17 protein-coding genes are annotated in these 19,200 nt (G+C 65.1%); 7 read left to right on the forward strand and 10 right to left on the reverse strand.

Features of this window, described 5'->3' with window-relative positions:
- Positions 1–32 precede the first annotated feature (32 nt).
- A complete protein-coding gene (locus ACXAGF_RS14730) occupies positions 33–593 on the forward strand; it encodes an NADPH-dependent FMN reductase (RefSeq protein ID WP_475018143.1) in 561 nt (186 codons plus the stop codon).
- A 28-nt stretch (positions 594–621) separates the two neighbouring features.
- On the opposite strand, the gene ACXAGF_RS14735 is transcribed toward ACXAGF_RS14730, so the two are convergent.
- From ACXAGF_RS14735 to ACXAGF_RS14750, 4 genes are all read right to left on the reverse strand, one after another.
- A complete protein-coding gene (locus ACXAGF_RS14735) occupies positions 622–2,178 on the reverse strand; it encodes a VOC family protein (protein ID WP_475018144.1) in 1,557 nt (518 codons plus the stop codon).
- Positions 2,179–2,283: 105 nt separating this feature from the next.
- Positions 2,284–3,135: an SDR family NAD(P)-dependent oxidoreductase gene (locus tag ACXAGF_RS14740; protein WP_475018145.1), complete on the reverse strand. Its 852-nt coding sequence runs from the start codon at positions 3,133–3,135 to the stop codon at positions 2,284–2,286.
- 125 nt (positions 3,136–3,260) lie between these two features.
- Positions 3,261–3,479 (reverse strand): hypothetical protein, encoded by a 219-nt coding sequence (locus ACXAGF_RS14745; RefSeq protein WP_475018146.1) that lies wholly within the window; start codon positions 3,477–3,479, stop codon positions 3,261–3,263.
- A 323-nt stretch (positions 3,480–3,802) separates the two neighbouring features.
- Positions 3,803–4,186, reverse strand: coding sequence for a hypothetical protein (locus ACXAGF_RS14750; protein WP_475018147.1), 384 nt, complete (start codon positions 4,184–4,186; stop codon positions 3,803–3,805).
- Positions 4,187–4,221: 35 nt separating this feature from the next.
- Here ACXAGF_RS14750 and ACXAGF_RS14755 point away from each other — a divergent pair, with 35 nt between their 5' ends.
- Positions 4,222–5,679 carry an efflux transporter outer membrane subunit gene (locus tag ACXAGF_RS14755; protein WP_475018148.1) on the forward strand — a complete coding sequence of 486 codons (1,458 nt, stop codon included), beginning with the start codon at positions 4,222–4,224 and terminating at the stop codon, positions 5,677–5,679.
- Positions 5,680–5,768: 89 nt separating this feature from the next.
- Here ACXAGF_RS14755 and ACXAGF_RS14760 read toward each other — a convergent pair whose 3' ends face one another.
- Positions 5,769–6,464 (reverse strand): GntR family transcriptional regulator, encoded by a 696-nt coding sequence (locus tag ACXAGF_RS14760; protein ID WP_475018149.1) that lies wholly within the window; start codon positions 6,462–6,464, stop codon positions 5,769–5,771.
- Between the two features lie 128 nt (positions 6,465–6,592).
- On the opposite strand from ACXAGF_RS14760, the gene ACXAGF_RS14765 reads away from it, so the two are divergent.
- Entirely contained in the window at positions 6,593–7,426 is an 834-nt protein-coding gene (locus ACXAGF_RS14765) for a fumarylacetoacetate hydrolase family protein (RefSeq protein ID WP_475018150.1), read from the forward strand.
- A gap of 250 nt (positions 7,427–7,676) precedes the next feature.
- Positions 7,677–9,413 (forward strand): B12-binding domain-containing radical SAM protein, encoded by a 1,737-nt coding sequence (locus ACXAGF_RS14770; protein ID WP_475018151.1) that lies wholly within the window; start codon positions 7,677–7,679, stop codon positions 9,411–9,413.
- 121 nt (positions 9,414–9,534) lie between these two features.
- Here the strand turns inward: ACXAGF_RS14770 and ACXAGF_RS14775 are convergent, their stop codons facing one another.
- Positions 9,535–9,807, reverse strand: a complete 273-nt coding sequence (locus tag ACXAGF_RS14775; protein ID WP_475018152.1) for a hypothetical protein — start codon at positions 9,805–9,807, stop codon at positions 9,535–9,537.
- Positions 9,808–10,114: 307 nt separating this feature from the next.
- On the opposite strand from ACXAGF_RS14775, the gene ACXAGF_RS14780 reads away from it, so the two are divergent.
- From ACXAGF_RS14780 to adh, 3 genes are all read left to right on the forward strand, one after another.
- Positions 10,115–10,675 (forward strand): tyrosine-protein phosphatase, encoded by a 561-nt coding sequence (locus ACXAGF_RS14780; RefSeq protein ID WP_475018153.1) that lies wholly within the window; start codon positions 10,115–10,117, stop codon positions 10,673–10,675.
- A 228-nt stretch (positions 10,676–10,903) separates the two neighbouring features.
- Complete coding sequence (locus ACXAGF_RS14785; RefSeq protein ID WP_475019305.1) at positions 10,904–11,863, forward strand: helix-turn-helix domain-containing protein; 960 nt, start codon at positions 10,904–10,906, stop codon at positions 11,861–11,863.
- 251 nt (positions 11,864–12,114) lie between these two features.
- On the forward strand, positions 12,115–13,623 hold the full coding sequence (adh, locus tag ACXAGF_RS14790) for an aldehyde dehydrogenase (RefSeq protein WP_475018154.1): 1,509 nt from the start codon (positions 12,115–12,117) through the stop codon (positions 13,621–13,623).
- 388 nt (positions 13,624–14,011) lie between these two features.
- Here adh and ACXAGF_RS14795 read toward each other — a convergent pair whose 3' ends face one another.
- The 4 genes from ACXAGF_RS14795 to ACXAGF_RS14810 form a co-directional block, all read right to left on the reverse strand.
- Positions 14,012–16,231: a xanthine dehydrogenase family protein molybdopterin-binding subunit gene (locus tag ACXAGF_RS14795; protein ID WP_475018155.1), complete on the reverse strand. Its 2,220-nt coding sequence runs from the start codon at positions 16,229–16,231 to the stop codon at positions 14,012–14,014.
- Between the two features lie 3 nt (positions 16,232–16,234).
- Complete coding sequence (locus ACXAGF_RS14800; RefSeq protein ID WP_475018156.1) at positions 16,235–16,693, reverse strand: (2Fe-2S)-binding protein; 459 nt, start codon at positions 16,691–16,693, stop codon at positions 16,235–16,237.
- A gap of 221 nt (positions 16,694–16,914) precedes the next feature.
- A complete protein-coding gene (locus ACXAGF_RS14805) occupies positions 16,915–17,871 on the reverse strand; it encodes an AraC family transcriptional regulator (RefSeq protein ID WP_475018157.1) in 957 nt (318 codons plus the stop codon).
- A 450-nt stretch (positions 17,872–18,321) separates the two neighbouring features.
- On the reverse strand, positions 18,322–19,131 hold the full coding sequence (locus tag ACXAGF_RS14810; protein ID WP_475018158.1) for a DeoR/GlpR family DNA-binding transcription regulator: 810 nt from the start codon (positions 19,129–19,131) through the stop codon (positions 18,322–18,324).
- Between the last annotated feature and the right edge of the window lie 69 nt (positions 19,132–19,200).

Below are 19,200 nucleotides of genomic sequence, written 5' to 3' on the forward strand. Positions count from 1 at the left end.
CCCACCCAGCGCGCCATGCCAGGGAGAACGAGATGACGAAGCTGGTCGCAATTTCCGGCAGCCTGCGCAAGGGCTCCTTAAACACCGCGTTGATGCGCGCCGCCATCGCCATGGCGCCGGCGGGCGTGGAGTTCGTCGAGGGTTCGATCCGCGGCATCCCGCTCTATGACGGCGACGAGGAGGCGGCCAGCGGCGTGCCGGAAGCGGCAGAGAGGCTGAAGGATCTGGTGGCAGGATCGGATGGCGTGATGCTGTTCACGCCGGAATACAACAACTCCATCCCCGGCGTGCTCAAGAACGCCATCGACTGGATGACGCGCCCGGACAGCGACATTCCCCGCGTCTTCTCGGCCAGGCCCTTTGCCATCACCGGCGCCTCGCCCGGCAGCTTCGGCACGCTCCTGTCGCAGGAAGCCTGGCTGCCGGTCATGCGCACGCTCGGCACGCGGCCGTGGTTCGGCAAGAAGCTGATGGTGTCAAAGGCGCGTGCCGTCTTCGATGCCGACGGCAAGCTGGTGGATGAAGCAACTGAAAAACGCCTTCGCGCCTTCGTCGAAGGCTTCGTCGACTTCGTACGCGAAACGAAAGGCTGAGGCGCGGCACCGTCGCCGCCCCCCTTCCCTAGCGCCAGAGCGCCTCGGCGAACCGGCGCGCGAGTTCCAGGTCGGCCATGCCGATGTCGTGCCCGGCCGGAAGCAGCCGGTTCTCCACGCTGGCGCCGGCACGGGTCAGCGCTTGCTCGATGGACGCCGCGTGTGGGCCGTAGGGATCCGTCTCGCCGGTGACCATCAGGACGCTGGCGCCCGTCAGGTTCGACGGCGGCACCTGCTCCAGCACGTTCATGGCCCGCAGCAGCACCGCCTTGCGGATCACGCCGGGTTGCAGCAGCATGGTCGCGCCGATCATGTTGGCGCCATTGGAGTAACCGAGGAACACCGTCCGCTCCGGATCGAGCCCGTAGGCGGCGTTGGCGTCCGCGAAGAAGGCTGCAAGTGCCTCGGCCTCGGAACGGATTTCGGCCTGGTCGAACGTGGTCATGGTCAGTCGACGGAAGAAGCGCGGATAGCCCTCGTCGGTGCTGCGCCCCCTCAGGCTGACAAGCGTGGCGTTCGGAGCCATACGGGCGCCGAATGGCAGCAAGCTGGTTTCGTTGCCGCCGGTTCCATGCAGCAGCACGAGCGCCGTTCCGTCCGGCGTCTCCGGCCGGTGGACGCGGTGGACGAAAGGCAGGTCGCGTTCGGTCATTCTTTCTTCTCCTGGAAGTGAAAATTGCGGCAGCCGCGCCCGGACATCGACCGGGTCGCCGCGGAAATGGGCCGGAACGAACAGCTTCGTGCCCAGCGCCTCGGCAGGTTCGTCGGCAAGCATTCCCGGCCCGTCCGTCGCAAACTCGACAAGCACGCCCCCCGGTTCGCGCACGTAGAGCGAATAGAAATAGGTGCGGTCGTGCATGTTCGTCTCGCCCGCCTGTTGGGCGTGCAGCCGCGCCTCCAGCCGCTCGACCGCCGCCCGGTCGGGCGCCCTGAGGGCGACATGATCGATCGTGCCGGTCCCCGGCGCCGAGGCCCAGAACCCGCCGGCGTCGCGAATGTCGAGCACGTCGGCGGCATCACCGGCCAGCCGCCGGACGCCGCCGGCTTCCGCCACCGGCCGGAACCCGAAATGGCTCGAGATGAAATCGACCGTCGCCTGCGGCTGGTCGCTATAGATCGTGGCACCGCGGATGCGCAGGATCGCGTCCTCGGCCGCGATGCCCCGCGCCGGTCCCGGGTTGGCGCCCGGCAATCCGCCATCGCCGACGAGCTTGACGATGATGCCGTCCGGATCCTTCAGCCGCAGCACCGGTTCACCGAACTCCTGTGCCGGCCCGGTCAGCGCGATGTTGAAGCTCAGCGCCCGCGTCAGCCAGAAGCCGATTGCCTCGGGGCGGATCGAGAGTGCGATCTCGGCGACCTGGCCGACACCGGCCCGTCCGGGCGAGCCGTCTTCCCACGCCAGGAAGGTGAGCAGCGTGCCGGGTGCGCCGGTGGCGTCGCCATAAAACAGGTGCAACTGGTCGGCATCCTCGAAGCCCGCGGTACGCTTCACCAGTTTCAGCCCGAGAAAGCCGGCATAAAAGTCTACATTCGCCTGGATCTTGCGCGTGATCGCCGTGATGTGATGGATGCCGCTGGTCATGATCGTTCTCCGTGGAACGACACACAAGCAGGATTTCCGGCTCCAGACCAGACCGGCGCAGGTGGACGCATTGTCCACCATTTGCCGGTCATCGCCGGCGCGCCGTCAGCCCTTGTCGAGGAATGCCTTGAAGGCCTCTGCAAAATCCGGGTGCCAGCGCGACAGCGGCGGGCGGTTCTCGACGATGTCGCCGGCCGCCCAGAGGGTGCGCTTCTCGTCCGTCGGCCTGTCGACGTCGTTGTCCGGGCAGAGGATGTAGAAGTCACCGCGATCGAGGCTTTCCATCATGAACCCGATCGTCTGCTCCGGAGTCCAGGCGCCGGCAGGCTTCTCCGCGCGCCCTTGCGCCGCCAGCGGCGTGAAGACGAAGCCGGGGATCAAGAGATGCGCGCTGACGCGGCAGCCGCCGCGATTGCGCAGATCGTGCTGCAGTGCCTCGGTGAACACCTTCACGCCGGCCTTGGAGACGTTGTAGGCCGGATCGCCGGGAGGTGTGGTAATGCCCTGCTTCGAGCCGGTGTTGATCACGACGGCCGCATCGCCATGTTCCACCATGCCCGGCACGAAGGCCTGGCTGCCGTTGATCACCCCCCAGAGATTGACTGCCAGCACCGCTTCCCAGTGCGCACGCGGCCCCAGGATGCCGCTCCCGGGCTGGGTGCCGGCATTGTTCATCAGCACGTGCACGCGCCCGAACCGGGCCAGCACGGCCTCGCGTAGCGCCGCGACGGCGTTCGGGTCGGCGACGTCGGTCGCCACCGCCATCACATCGGCCTCGCCGCCGGCCGCACCTCGCGCCACCGCGGCAGCGGCGGAATCCAGCCGCGGCCCGGCCAAGTCGGCGAGCACGACCCGCATGCCGAGCGCTGCAAATTGCTGCGCCGCGGCCAAACCGATGCCCGAGGCGGCTCCGGTGACGACCGCGACATTGTGGGGCGAGAAGGCAGCATGGGTCATGGCGCGGACCATCCGTTCAAGCGTTGCGCGGCTTCCGCCTCCGGCCGGCCGCCGGAGGCATGCGGGATGGATGGTAGTCCTGGGCGCCGGCATTGTCCAAGCCGGCGCCCGAACAGAGGGGGATTTCAGGCGGCCGTGAGGTCGCGAGCAATAGTGCGGCGGCCCCCGGCATCGGGATTGCTCATGAGCCTGCGGATCGCGGCGCGCGCCTCGTCGACGGAGTCGAACCGCTGCGAATCCAGATCCCAAACATAATACTTCACGGCAACAAACTTCAGCCGATCCTGATCGGGAACGACAACGCCGACGGCTTCGCCGCCGAACTCAATAACTTGCTTTTCCATAGTCACTCCTGCCATGCGCAAACACGGCGAACGTCAAAGTTTCTGTCGAAGTGGAGACGGGCTACATTCGGTTTAGAACCGGAAGCCACATTCCAGATTTCGTGCCGAGACAGGAGAACACATCACCAATGGAGGCGATGCGGGCATTACGATGCATGTCACGCTCCTCTTGGTTGCCCACACGCATAGATAGCGGTGGGGATTGATGGGGAAGGGTTCTTCACGTGGGTCTTCCACGCTTGTTCGATGAAATAAGTGGAACGGCCTGCCTTGTCAACTTGAACCGCAGATTTTTGGGAAATTTTTGCGCCGCATTCGTACGACTAATCGCTCTCGCGAAAAATAGTTCGCACATGCAGCATGTTCACGAAAAAGGCTTGCGCATCGCAATATGTGGGCATTCGCCCGAAATTTGGGCGGAACAGTCCATTTTCAGACATCAAGACTTCGCGCAAAAGGCGCAATTCGATGCGCCGCGCGCCGCTGACGTGCCCCGTCGGTGGCCGAACCGGGACCAAAAGGCAACAGATGATGTGAATTGCTCGATCCAGCTGCCCCTCGGCGCAAAAAAACGGATTGGCAACGTTTTCCATATAGTTATGGTGGCCGGGATGATTCTGGGCATTGTTAACTCTGCCCTTGGGCCGTTGTTTGTGCGTTAACCATGAGAGGGGATAGTGCGCGAACCGTTTTCTGGACTCAATCATGTGGAGCCGCCGCTCGCCGCGGCTCGGGGAAGACCATGAAGATTGCAAGATCCCTTTTGCCGTTGACCATGCTGCTGCTGTCAGGCTGCGTCGTCGGTCCGGACTACAACACTCCCGATGCGGCCGTGCCGGGCAAATTTTCCGAATCGTCGGCAAAGTCTGCCGGCGACACCACCCTTGATCCGTGGTGGGAAGATTTCCGGGACAAGCGCCTGAACGAATTCGTCGCGCAGGGAATGAACGAAAACCTCAACGTGCTGACCGCTCTCGAGCGCATTTCCGAGGCGCAGGCCAACGTGGTTCTTGCCGGCTCCGGCGCCTGGCCCCAGATCAATGCCAGTGCGGACGCGACGGCCGACGGCCAGGATGGCGAGTTCCTGCAGCGGACCACCGGATCGCGCCACACCAATCAGCAGAGCCTGTCGGCCGGCGCTGGCGCTTCCTGGCTCCTCGACATGTGGGGGCAGTACAAGCGCGCCCGTGAATCGGCGAACGCTTCGCTCGATGCCGCCTATGACAACGTCAATGTCGCCCGACTGGCCTATCTGTCGGAGCTGACGACGACCTACATCAGCGCCCGCTTCTTCCAGGAAGCGCTGGCACTGAACCGGCTTAACCTGGCCTCACGGCGCGAGACCCTGCAACTGACCGAGGACATTCGCGCCGCCGGGGCGGCTTCCAGCCTCGACGTCGTGCAGGCCGAAGGTCTCGTGAACCAGACGCTTGCCGAGATTCCGCCGCTGGAGATCGGTTTTTACCGGGACGCCAACCGCATCGCCACGCTGCTCGGGCTGCCGGCGTCGAGCATCACTCCGAGCCTGATCAAGGGCAGCGGCCAGCCGATGCCGCGCCATTCGGCGCAATCCGGCATCCCAGCCGACCTGGTCCGCAACCGGCCGGACATCCGCCGCGCCGAACGCACGCTTGCTGCCGCCACGGCGCAGATCGGCGTCGCCGAGTCGCAGCTCTATCCGACGCTGACGCTCGACGGCACGATCGGGGCGTCACGCCTCTTTGCCGCGGCCGCAACAGGCAATCTGACCACCTGGTCCTTCGGCCCGACGCTGGTCGCGCCGATCTTCACCGGCGGTGCGTTGCGGGCCCAGGTCGACATCGCCGACTCGCAGGCCAAGCAGCAGTACCTGCTCTGGAAGCAGACCGTGCTGAACGCCATCGAAGAGGTCGAGAGCGCCCAGGCCGCCCTCACCCGCGACTACCAGACCGTGGCGGCACTGCGCCGGCTGGTCGGCTCGAACGAAGAGGCGCTGTCGCTTGCGCGTGAAAGCTACAAGGGCGGCGCCAGCACGATCCTCGACGTCCTCGACGCCGAGCGCAACGTCGCAAACAGCCGCCTGACGCTCGCCGCGGCGATCCGAAACCTGGCGGCCGACTACGTCGCGCTGAACGTGGCGATCGGTGGCGGCTCCTCGATCGAGACGCCGGTGCCGACGCCGTCGCCGACCCGCGTGGCTTCGGCTGAGGCCAACAAGTAACCAGACGTCCTCTATGGACGCGCCCCTCCCCCCGAGGCCAAGCGGCTTGCGGGGGGATTTGCATTGGGGCTGTCGCATCCGGCAGTGCGCTAGGCCCGAGCCGCGGCCTGGCCTTCGAAGAAGCGCTCGAGCGCGTCCGCCGTCGTCTGGTAGTGTGCCCTGAGCGCAGCCACGGCTCCGTCCGCATCGCGCGCCAGCGCCCGCTCCATGATCAGGCGATGCTCGGCCTCCACCTCACGCTGCGCGCCCGACAGGCTCACCGACACCCGGCGATAACGATCGGCGTGGCCGAACAGCCGGGCACAGATGTCGAGCAGGACCGGCGACCCGCAGGCCGAGATCAGTGCCTGGTGGAACGCGGCGTGCCGTGCATCCCAGTCGTCGCGAATGACCGACGGCATGTCGTCGCGTCCCTGCGGCAGCCGCGCCATCAGGTGATGGGCGGCCACCAGCCGTGCCTCCCAGTCCGCATCGCCCCGTTCGACGGAAAGGCGCAACGCCTCCCCTTCGCAGAGCATGCGGTTGGCGGTGATGTCGCGCATTTCCGCAAGCGACAGCGGAGCGACGCTGTAACCCCGGTGATCATCGAGCACGGTGAGACCTTCAGCCGTCAGTCGCGCCAGCGCCTCCCGCACCGGCGTTACGCTCATGGCGCAGAGCGCCTGCAGTTCGGCGAAACGCAGCCGGTCACCCGGTCGAAACCGTCCGGCCTGGATTTCCGCCCGGATCCTGTCGTAGGCGTCGCCCGCCAATGTCTTGCCCGTCGGCCTGGTCCTGTCGTTCATGGCGACCTTTTTGCCAAATATCTCTGATTTTCGAAAATCATTGACTCCATCTAGGACTCATGGAAGGTGAAGCGCAACCGAATTGTCATCTGCCTGCCGTCTGGCCGGCCCGAACCGTGGAGGCTCACATGAAATTTGTCCGCTTTGGAAAGCCGGGGGCAGAAAAGCCGGGACTGGTCGACGCCGACGGAAGCATCAGGGACCTCTCCGGCATCGTCGCCGACCTGTCGGGCGACGTGCTTGGCCGGGACAGCATCAAGCGGCTGCAGGCACTCGACCCTGCCTCGTTGCCGCTGGCCCCGGCCGGCGAGCGGCTCGGCGCCTGCGTCGGCCGCGTCGGCAACTTCATCGCCGTCGGTCTCAACTATGCCGACCACGCCGCCGAGAGCGGCATGGCGGTCCCGCCCGAGCCGGTACTGTTCAACAAGGCGCCCTCCTGCATCGTCGGCCCCGACGACACGATCCTGATCCCGCGCGGCTCGGAAAAAACCGACTGGGAGGTCGAACTGGCCGTCGTCATCGGCGACCGCGCGTCCTACGTGTCCGAGGCCGAAGCGCTTGACTACGTTGCCGGCTATTGCATCTGCAACGACATCTCGGAACGAGCCTACCAGATCGAACGCAGCGGCCAGTGGATGAAGGGCAAGGGGTGCCCGACCTTCGGACCGATCGGCCCCTGGCTGGTCACGAAGGACGAGATCGACACGACGAGCCTCGCCATGACGCTCGACGTGAACGGCGAGCGGGTCCAGAACGGCTCGACGGCCACGATGGTCTACAAGGTGCCCTTCCTCGTGCACTACATTTCCCAGTTTATGATCCTCGAGCCCGGCGACGTCATCACCACCGGCACACCGCCCGGCGTCGGCATGGGCATGAAGCCGCCGCGTTATCTGAAGGCCGGCGATCGCATGGAGGTTTCGATCGAAGGCCTCGGCATCCAACGCCAGACGGTCGCATAGCGCCGCCGCTGCGGGCGGTCGCGACCCGCCGGGCATCGGCCGGGTGGCGGCACCACCTGGAGCTTTGATACTCAGCCCCGCAGTCGTCATGCCCGCCCGAATTGCATGGCGGCTGCAAACGGCGGAGCTGTGGCGCATTGGCCACCGAACGGTCGAAATGACTGCACCCCGCGCTGATTTGCCGAGAGCGGCGATTGACTTGCCGCCGAACCGACGCTGTGATGCCCGCCAAACAAGGTGAGGCAATCCAATGAATGGCGTGCATCTCTACCTGATCAAGCCCACGCGTTACGACGACGACGGCTATCCGCTGCAATGGTGGCGCTCGCTCATTCCTTCCAACTCGCTCGCCTGTGTCGCCGGCATTGTCGGCGACGCAATCGGGCGGCGCGTCCTGGGGAGCGTCGACATCGACGTGACAGCGATCGACGAGGCGAACGAGAAGGTCGACCCCGACCGGATCATGCGCGACGTCGGGCGCGCCGGACGCAAGCTCCTGGTCTTTCTGATTGGCGTGCAGTCCAATCAGTTTCCCCGCGCCGTCGATATCGCCCGCGCATTCCGAGCGCGGGAGGTACCGGTCTGCATCGGCGGCTTCCATGTCTCGGGCTGCCTGTCGATGCTGAAGGAACTGCCGCCCGACCTCGTCGAGGCCCAGGCCCTCGGCATCTCCTTCTTTGCCGGCGAGGCCGAGGATCGCCGCATCGACGAGGTGATCCGCGACGGCCACGCCGGAGCCTTCAAGCCGATCTACAACCACGTCAAGCATACCCCCAACCTGGCCGGCGCCCCCCTGCCGATGCTGGGCAAGCGCGAGATCACGCGCATCCTGTCGAACTACTCGAGCTTTGACCTCGGGCGCGGCTGTCCGTTCGAGTGCTCGTTCTGCACGATCATCAACGTGCAGGGCCGCAAGAGCCGCTTCCGCACCGCCGACGACCTGGAGGCGATCATCCGCCACAATGCGAGAATGGGCATCTTCCGCTTCTTTCTGACCGACGACAACTTCGCCCGCAACAAGCATTGGGAGGAGTTTCTGGACCGGCTGATCGCACTGAAGAAGGAGGGCATGCGCTTCCAGATCGCCATTCAGGTCGACACGCTCGCCCACAAGCTGCCGGGCTTCATCGAGAAGTGCCACCGCGCCGGCTGCGACCAGATCTTCATCGGCCTCGAGAACATCAACGCCGACAGCCTGGAGGCGGCCAAGAAGCGGCAGAACAGGGTCGAGGACTACAAGGCGATGTTCCTCGCCTGGAAGAAGTATCCGCTCGTAATCACCTGCGGCTACATCATCGGCTTTCCCAACGACACCAAGGCGTCGATCCTGCACGACATCGAGGTGATCAAGAAGACTTTCCCGATCGACACGCTCTATCTGAACTACCTGACGCCGCTGCCGGGCAGCGAGGACCACAAGAAGCTCTACGAGGCTGGCACGTGGATGGACCCGGACATGTCGAAATACGACCTCAACCACCGCGTCACCCATCACCCGAAGATGAGCGACAGGGAATGGGAGGAGGCCTTTGTCGAGGCCCACCGCAGTTTCTACAGCTACGAGCACATGAACACGATCATGCGCCGCATGGCCGCATTGAAATCCAACAAGCGACGCATGACGGTCAACCGTCTGCTCGGCTATCGCGAGGCCGTCCGGCTGGAGGGGTGCGCCAAGCTCGAAAGCGGCCTCGTCCGCATCCGCCGCCGCCGCCAGCGCCGCCACGGGCTGCCGCGGCAGAACCCGCTGCTGTTCTACCCCTGGCACTGGACCGCGAGCGCCGTCACGTTCGCGCGGCTCGCCGTGACCTTCGGGCGGCTGAAATGGATGATGCGCCGCGCCCTCGGGGACCCTCGCCGGCTGGACTACACCGACCTCGCGATCTCGCGCGATGACGAACCTCGCGCCGTCGACGCCTTCCTCACCGAAACGCGCGTGACGGCCCATGCCGAACGCCGCATGAACGCGGCGCGGGCGGCCGGGTAGCATCGGCGCCGGAAAACAAGCGATAGGTGCCAATTTCAGGCGGATCGCTCCCGACCCGGTTGGCGCCCGGACGTTGGCAGGACGGGCCAATGGCCGGCCGGCGCAGGCACGGGTCCGCACGTCATTTTCCGGCCATGAAGCGAAGCAGGTCCACCACGGCCAGTGAAATTGTCGATATCGCCACGAGCCAACCGAGCGCCTTGGCCGCCCAGCCGAGATGGAGTTCCTTCTTCAGCCTCTTCCCATCCCAGTGCAGAAAATTGTTCTCGTCGATGCCGAGCAGGGAAAGTCCGGAAACCGAGATGGGCCTGACGCCCGTCGGCCAGTGATCCGGGACCTTGACGTCCGTGGCATGGTTCCGCCTGATCTCGTCCCAGTCGACCTGCTCTGCCATCAAAGTCCCCCATGCTAAGCCAACGGTGTCTCGGACGTTCGCGCAGACATCCGCGAAAGGCAAGAGCGGGCCGTAGCGGGCCGTCTCAACGAACGCCTCCCGCCCCGCAGACGCGTCTGCGGCCCGTCGCATGACCGACTTCGGCTCTGGCTGCGATGTCGACTCTCATCGACACGCCTTCCCCGCCGGTCGGAACGGGCCGTTCCCTGTCCGGCTGCACGCCGCCAGCCACGCCGCTGCCTTGCACTGTCACAAAAAAGCCAGCATGGGTAGCGTTACTCCACCCGTCGGAAATGGAGCGATACGCATGCGTCGAGCGTTGAGGCGGCTGGGCATCTCAATCATTGCATGCATGGTTCTGGCAGGCGGCTATCTGGCCGCCTTGCGGATGACCGGAAACTTCCACGAGGTCATTCCGGGACGCTACTACCGGTCCGCACAACTGTCCGCAAGCAGCCTTGGCAGCTACATCGACCGCTACGGCATCAAGACCGTCATCAACCTGCGCGGCGCCGCGCCGGGCCGGCCCTGGTACGATGCCGAGATTGCGGCGGCGCGGGCGCACGGCGCCAACCACGTCGATTTCGCCATGTCGGCCAAGCGCGGCCTCTCGGCGGCCGAGAGCTTCGCCCTGGTTGAGCTGCTGAGGAATGCCGACGGACCGGTTCTGGTCCACTGTCTCGGCGGTGCCGACCGCACCGGCCTTGCAACGGTCATGTACCTGCAACAGATCGCGGGCGTCGACGAGGAGACCGCCGAATGGCAGCTGTCCCCCATCTACGGCCATCTGAACCTGCCGTTCCTCGGCGTCTACGCCATGGACGACACATGGGAAACCTTTGAGAAGCTGATCGGCCTGCCGAGCTGATGCCGGAACCGGCAGCGGTTAAAAAAATGCGCCACTTGTGAAGGAAGGCGATGGCCTCACTCGAAGGGCGCTACGCCGTGTCGAGCTTCGATGCCGGGTCCAGGTGCGTGCCAACTTTACGCCGCTGATGTCGCAGTTTCGCGACACCCGCCGTGGTGCTCGACCAACGTAGCGATTGCGCCTCGAGACGAACTCCACCACAATCCGCTTCGGTTCAGGGAGGAGCCAATGCCGGTACACTCTGCCCATGCAGAGCATGTTTACACGTCTGCCGACCGAAGTTCCGCCGCGGCGAGATCGCCGATCGTGGCGTCCTGGCGACGCTGCATGACACTCCACAGGCTCGCACCCGAGGATGCAAGGAATCCGCTGCGGCTCACCGAAGGCGAGTTTCGGCGCGCGCGGGAGGAAGCGGGCGCGCTCGTCGCCGGGGCCGCGCGCGAACTCGACCGGATGTTCTCCATGCTCGGCAAGGCCGGCTACTGCATCCTTCTGACTGACGGCAACGGAATAGCTCTCGAACGCCGCGGGGCGCACGCTGACGACAAAGCGTTTTACGACCTTGGCCTTTGGACCGGCGCGATATGGACGGAAGCCAGCATCGGCACGAACGGGATCGGAACCGCCCTTGCCGACGAGCGGCCTGTCAGCGTTTTTCGCGACCAGCACTTCTTTTGCTCCAACATCGGACTCAGTTGCACGACCGCGCCGATTCGTGACCACCAGGGCTGGATCGCCGCCGCTCTGGACATCTCGACCTGCCGCGACGACGTTGACGAGACGACGTTGGCGATCCTGTCGCAAGCCGTCCGGGATGCGGCGGCGCGGATCGAACTCAATCTGTTCCGAAACGCCTTCAACGACGCCCGCCTTGTCATGCTGTCGGACGGTGCGAGCGCGGCCCCGGCGGTAATCGCCGTCGACAAGTACGACATGATTGTGGGAGCGACCCGCGCGGCGCGGATTGCCCTGAAACTGGACGATGGGCGGATCGCCGCCGGCGTGCCGGCCGCAGATGCCCTCCAGGAAAGCAGTGCTCAGGACGGCAGGGATCTTGCCAACCACGAGCGGGCCGTGCTCCTGCGCGCATTGTCGCGCACCGGCGGCAACGTCTCCAGGGCGGCTTCGGCGCTCGGCATAAGCCGGGCCACGCTGCACCGCAAGCTCAAGAAATTCCACCTGCACTAGGGCGAGGACCGCGCGCCGGCACCTCCCCGGAGGCGGCAGCACGTACCCGCTCGCCTGCATGAAACCTCCGGGATCCGTGTCCGCACGCGCTCGCCCCGGGGTACGGGTGCCGTTGCCCGGTTTGTCCCTGCGCCTGTTTCAATTCTGCGACAGTGTGCACGCCGGTCGTGCGATGTCGGGCTGTTATCGACGGCGGCGTCCAAGCACACTCCCCCCGTGGCTCACGCGAGCCGGGAACAAGGGAGGACCGCATGCTGCACCAGAAGATCGTGGAATCGCCGTTCAAGCTGAAATACGGCAACTTTATCGGAGGACAGTGGCGTGAGCCGATCGACGGCCGCTACTTCGACAACATCACGCCGGTGACCGGCGGCAGGCTCTGCGAGGTTGCCCGCTCGGACGAAAAGGACATCGACGCCGCGCTTGATGCCGCCCATGCCGCCAAGGACAAATGGGGCCGGACGTCGGCAAGCGAGCGCTCCAACATTCTGATGAAGATCGCGCAGGTGATGGAGGACAACCTCGATCTTCTTGCCCGCGCCGAAACCTGGGACAACGGCAAACCGATCCGCGAGACTTTGGCCGCCGACATTCCCCTGGCCATCGACCATTTCCGCTATTTCGCATCCTGCATCCGCGCCCAGGACGGCTCGATCGGCGAGATCGACCACGATACCGTCGCCTATCACTTCCACGAACCGCTCGGAGTCGTCGGTCAAATCATCCCCTGGAACTTCCCGATCCTGATGGCGGCGTGGAAGCTGGCGCCGGCGTTGGCGGCCGGCAACTGCGTCGTGCTGAAGCCGGCCGAGCAGACGCCGGCCTCGATCCTCGTCTGGGCCGAACTGGTGGGCGACCTGCTGCCGCCGGGGGTGCTGAACATCGTCAACGGCTTCGGGCTCGAAGCGGGCAAGCCGCTGGCGACAAGCCCCCGCATCGCCAAGATCGCCTTTACCGGAGAGACGGCAACCGGACGACTGATCATGCAGTATGCGAGCCAGAACCTGATCCCGGTCACGTTGGAGCTTGGCGGCAAGTCGCCGAACATCTTCTTCGCCGACGTCATGGCGGGGAATGACGACTTCCTCGACAAGGCGCTTGAAGGCTTTGCCATGTTCGCGCTCAACCAGGGCGAGGTGTGCACCTGCCCCAGCCGGGCGCTGGTGCAGGAATCGATCTTCGACCGCTTCATGGACAAGGCGATCGCGCGCGTCGAGGCGATCAGGCAGGGCAATCCCCTCGATCCGTCGACGATGGTTGGCGCGCAGGCGTCCAGCGAGCAGTTGCAAAAGATCCTGAGCTATCTCGACATCGGCCGCGCCGAGGGTGCTGAGGTGCTTGCCGGCGGAACGCGCAACGACCTCGGCGGTGACCTGTCAGGCGGCTACTATGTCAAGCCGACCGTGTTCAGGGGGCACAACAGGATGCGCATCTTCCAGGAGGAGATCTTCGGTCCGGTCGTCTCCGTCACCACCTTCAGGGACGAGCAGGAGGCGCTGGAGATCGCCAACGACACGCCCTACGGCCTTGGGGCCGGCGTCTGGACCCGCGACGGAAACCGCGCCTATCGCTTCGGTCGCGCGGTTCAGGCCGGCCGCGTCTGGACCAATTGCTACCACGCCTATCCGGCGCATGCGGCCTTTGGCGGCTACAAGCAGTCCGGTATCGGTCGCGAGACCCACAAGATGATGCTCGACCACTACCAGCAGACCAAGAACATGCTGGTGAGCTACAGCCCGCGGGCGCTCGGCTTCTTCTGATATCTACAGGCGGCATGCTCCGCCCTTGCGCTCCCCCGTCCGGCGACGCCTTGGCGTCCCCGACAGGGGCAGCCTGGACGGCGTCGGCAAGGGCGAGGTCAGGCCTCATCCTGTCGCCCTTGCGGAGCGAAGGAGGCCCGATCATGCCGGGGCGCTGGTCGGGCACCGGCTGCGATGCAGAACCGGCCCCACCCGCCCAGCGCGGGTGGGGTCGAGAAAGAGGTGCGACCGCGGTTGGCGGGTAGCAATGGCGGCGGCACGGCCGCTCGCCAGTTGACGTCGTGCTTTCGCTTGCGCCCGACGGCGAGCCTGCGGCGACACCGGGCTGATGCCGCCGCGGCCATGGCCCTGATGCTCACTGCCAGCCTCTGCGGCTGCAGGGCCACAGTTATGCGTTGAGCGATCTCGAAAAGGGCATGACGCGGATCCGTTTGCCCAACGCCTTGTAGACGGCATTGGCAACGGCAGGGCCAATCGGGGGGACGCCCGGCTCGCCGATGCCGGAAGGCGGATTGGCGGAAGCAAGGATATGCACCTCCACCGCCGGCATCGCCTCGATTCTCAGCGGCGTGTACATGTCGAAGTTGCCCTGATCGACCTTTCCCTCCGTCAGCGTGATCTCCTCGCCCACGATCGCCCCGAGGCCGAAGCCGATGCCGCCCTCGACCTGGGCACGGACCTGATCGGGATTGACCGCCAGGCCGCAATCGACCGCGGCGACCACACGCTCGACCTTGAAATCGCCACTGCCGTCGGTCGAGACCTCCGCGATTTGCGCCACGACCGAACCGAAGCTCTCCGCAACGGCGACACCGCGGAAGCGCCCCTCCGGCAGCGGCCTGGCCCATTCCGCCTTTTCCGCCGCGAGCTTGAGCACCACCGCGTGGCGCGATTCCGGCTCGAGCATCGACAGGCGGAATTCGATCGGATCGCGGCCGGCCGCTTCGGCAAGCTCGTCGATAAAGGTCTCGGCGGCGAAGGCGGTGTGCGTCGAGCCGACCGAACGCCACCACAGCACGGGGACGCCGACATCGGTGGTCGTCAGGCCGACGATCTGGTGGGGAATGGCGTAGGGCAGGTTGTTGGCACCTTCGACCGAAGTCGGATCGACGCCGTTCTTGACCATGCCTTCGAACGCGGTCTTTGCCATGATCGACTGACCGACGACGTGATTGCTCCAGGCCACCAGGTTTCCGTCACCGTCGATCCCGGCCCTGAGATGATGGACATAGGCGGGTCGATAACGGCCGGCCTGCATATCGTCCTCGCGTGTCCACTGCACCTTTACCGGGGCGCGGAAGCCGAGGGCCTTGGCGACGTGGACGGATTCGACGACCACATCGCCGTCGAAGACGGCGCGGCGGCCGAAGCTGCCCCCGGTCTTCAGCACGTGCAGACGGACCTTGTCGGGCGCGATGCCTGCGATCTCGCCGGCGAGCATCTGGTAGACGTCGGGAAACTGATGCCCGCCCCAGATTTCCAGCGTGCCGTCGTCGTTCATGCGTGCAACGGCGTTGAGCGGCTCCATCGCCGAATGCGCCAGATAGGGAAACTCGAAGCTCGCCTCGATTACCTTGGTCGCCCCGGACAAGCCGGCGTCGACATCGCCATCCTTGCGCGCAAGCGCTACGGGAGCTTTGTCTGCAAGGTCCCTGTACATCGCCATGATTTCGGACGTGCCGCGCTTCTCGGCGCCCGACTCGTCCCACTCGACCGTCACGGCTTCGCGTCCCTTGATGGCCGCCCACATGTGCTCGCCGACCACGGCGACGCCGCGCGGCGTCTCGACGACGTCGACCACGCCCTTGATCGACCGCGCTTCGGCGGCATCGAAGGACCTGAGCTTGGCGCCGAACCGCGGCGGATGGATCATCACCGCCGTCAGCATGCCCGGCAATTTGACGTCGATCGTGTACTGCTCTGTTCCGTTGGTCTTGCGGGCGCTGTCGTAGCGCTTCAGCTTTTCATTGCCGATAAGCTTCCAGTCCTCAGGCTGCTTGAGCTGGACGTCGGCCGGCACCGCCAACATAGCGGCCTTGGCGGCGAACAGGCCGAAGCCGCCCTTCTTGCCGGACGGGTGCGAAAGCACCCCGTTTTCGATCGTGATCTCGGACGGCGGCACGCCCCATTCGGCGGCGGCAGCGGCCACCAGCATGGCGCGGGCAGCGGCCCCCGCCTTGCGGTAGCGTTCCCACGAGGTGACCATCGAGGTGGAACCGCCGGTCCCCTGGATGGCACCGCCGAAGGCGAGATTGCCGTAGGCCTTCACATTTCCGGCCACGCCCTGCACCTCGATCGTCGACCAGTCGGCGTCGAGTTCTTCGGCGACAAGCGTCGCCAGACCATTGTAGGAGCCCTGCCCCATCTCGAACTGGGACGAGAGCACGGTGACCTTGCCGTCGCCGTCGACGGTCAGATACGGCGTGAAGGCGGTCGCTCCTTCCGTGCCGGCCACCGTCTCGGCCGCGGCAGCGGGCGAGGCGGCCAGGACGCGGAAGCCGACGGCGACGCCGCTGCCGGCGGCAAGGGCGCCAAGCAGGAACTGCCGGCGCGACGCCTGGGCCTTGGCCACCGGAAGATTGAGGGATTGCATCAGTCGCGGAATCATCGCTCAGGCCTCCAAACGCTTTGCAGCTTCGTGGATCCCGGCACGGATCCGGTGATAGGTGGCGCAGCGACAGAGGTTGCCGGACATCGCGGCGTCGATGTCGTCGTCGGTCGGCTTCGGGGTGTTGGTGAGCAGGTCGGTGGCCGAGATGATCTGTCCGGACTGGCAATAGCCGCATTGGGGAACGTCGAGATCGGCCCAGACCGCCTGCACCGTTTCCGCGACCTTGCCGCTCAGGCCTTCGATTGTCGTCACTTTCGCATCGCCGACATCGCCGACGAATGTCTGGCAGGACCGTACCGGCGTGCCATCCAGCAGCACCGTGCAGGCGCCGCATTGGGCCAGGCCGCAGCCGAACTTGGTCCCGGTCAGCCCGACCAGATCGCGGATCGCCCAGAGCAGCGGCATATCCGCGTCGGCCTCGACCTCATGCCCGGTGCCGTTGATCATTAATGTCACCATGATGCTCTCCTTGCGTTGCGACGCATAAGCCCGGCCGGGATCGCCGGCTCGAACCCTCTGACGCTGGTCATTGCGACGCAAACTTATAAGACAGGGCCGATACCCGATAGGCTCGATCCTGCCTGATTGTTGCTCAATCCTGTCGGGAGGCATCCTTTTCGCCGAGCACATCGCGACATCCTAGGCAGGGAGGCCGCCGAGCCTGAACGGCCGGCAACGGGCTAGCCAACGGTGTTGCGCCGAGCCGAATCGTCTGAATTCAGGATCGCCTTGACGTCGCGCAAGGGAGGGTGGCCGAACTTGCGCCGATATTCCCGGCTGAACTGGGTGGGACTCTCGTAGCCGACGCTCAGGGCTGCGGTCGCCGCGTCGAGCGTTCCGGAAAGCATCAGTTCGCGCGCGTGGTGCAGCCGCAAATGCTTCTGGAACTGGAGCGGGCTCATCGCCGTCATGGCGCGAAAATGGTGATGCAAGGTGGACACGCCCATGTTGGCGATCTCCGCAAGCTCGTCGACACGCAGCGGCTTGGTGTAGTTCTCCTTCAGCCAGGCGACCGCTTTCGCCACCCGGTTGCTGTTGGTGCCGGCAAGCACAAGACGTCGTAGCCGCGCGCCCTGCTCGCCGGTCAGCAACCGATAAAGTATCTCGTTCTGGATATGCTCTGCCAGGAAAGGAATATCGTCTGGCGAATTTGCCAGCGATATCAATCGCAAGAACGCTTCCAACAGCTCCGGCGTAGCCTTGCCCACGGCCGCTCCGCGCTCGCGATCCGATATCGCCTTGGACTGCAGGTCGTGATCGGCGATGAGGCGTCGCATCGCATCCAGGTTGAGCCGCAACATCGCCGCGACATAGGGCTCCACCATGCTCGCCCTGCAAATCTGGCCCGTCATCGGCATGCCTATCGCCGTAAGGAAAAAGCAGGACTCGTCGTAGGTGAGCGTTTCATCTCCCACATTGACCAGCTTGCTGCCCTTGATGATGACCGAAAGACTCGGTTCATAGACGGCCGAAAAGGGGCCGGCCGGCTCGACGACGCGATACAGCGACAGACCGGGAATCCCGTGCCGATAGTTGAGCCCGTCCCACGGCAGCTCCGAAAGAACGTCGAGGATTCGCATGCGGATCGCCGCAGTTCGCGCCCGCAAGTCCTCACCATCTCGCAGAGATCCAGCCATCGCACATCCTCGCCGTGCCACAACATCTATCCCGAACAGCCCCTTCAAGTCCCCTCACGATTTCTTTACCTGGAGAGGATTAGGCAATTGGGCAGCAGAACGACAACCAATGACGCGACGCAGAAAACGGAAATCTGCAGTCATTGCGTACCAGCGAAGCATTCAGCGCCAGACCGGCAATGTACCGGCTCGGTCAATGAGAGTCGCGACGCTCGCTTAAAGCGCGGCGGCCTCGAACGAACCGACAAGATTGGCCCCGCCAACAGCATCGAAGACCACATCGAACCCCCTGCCGCCCGAATGCCGGGCGACCATGTCCGCCACTGTGGCCGGCCGCCATGGGCCCGACGCAACCGGCCTGCATGGTGGAGAAGGCCGCGCCGCCGGGGTCTGGCTTGGCGGTTTTAGGTTGCGGGAGCAGGAAGCATGCCCGATTGCGTTCGATCCGCCCTAGTCGGCGACCAGGACCTCGACGCCGCGGCGCTCGAACTCCTTGGCCACCGCATCGGATATCCCGTCGTCGGTGATCAGCGACTGGATGACGTCAAGCGAGCCGAGACGGGTGAACGAGGACTTGCCGATCTTGGTGGAGTCGGCAACGAGATAGACATGCGCCGCAGCCTTGATCATCGCCTCCTTCAATTGCAGGTCGGCGAAGCTTGGATAGGTCAGGCCGGCCTCAAGATCGACCCCGGCAGTCGCCAGGAACAGCTTGCCGGCAAAGATGTTGTTGAAGTACTCCACCGACTTGTCCCCGGACAGCGACAGCGTCGGCGACTTGAACTGCCCGCCCGGCATGTGCACCGCGAAGGTGGGCACGGCGCCGAGGATGATGGCAATGTTCAGCGCATTGGTGATCAGCGTCAGGTCACGACGTGCGGTGAGCCGCATGGCGATCTCGGTGGTCGTCGTTCCGGCGTCGAGGATCAGGGTCTCGCCATCCTTGACCAGGCTCGCCGCCAGGACACCGATCCGCCGCTTCTTGTCCATGTTTTCCTGGTGATGGAGCGTCATGGTGCCGATCTGCGGCGTCACCGCGTTGAGATAGGCGCCCCCGTGCTCCCGGGTGATGTAGCCTTCGCTCTCCAGGCGCTCGAGATCCTGGCGGATCGTCGCTTCCGACACATGGAAAGCGCCGGCCAGCTCCCGCACCCGGGCCGAGCCCTCCTCCTGCAGCCATTCGAGGATGCGACGGCGACGCGGCTCCGACAGGAGCCCGATCATGGACTCAGACGCATCGTTCGCTGTCTTCGCTTCCATATCGACCTGCCTAAACCCCATTGATCGCAATCAAACGAAAACGATCCGATTCTATTGTCTGGCAGCCAT

Source organism: Mycoplana sp. ABR4_002 (assembly GCF_056159645.1).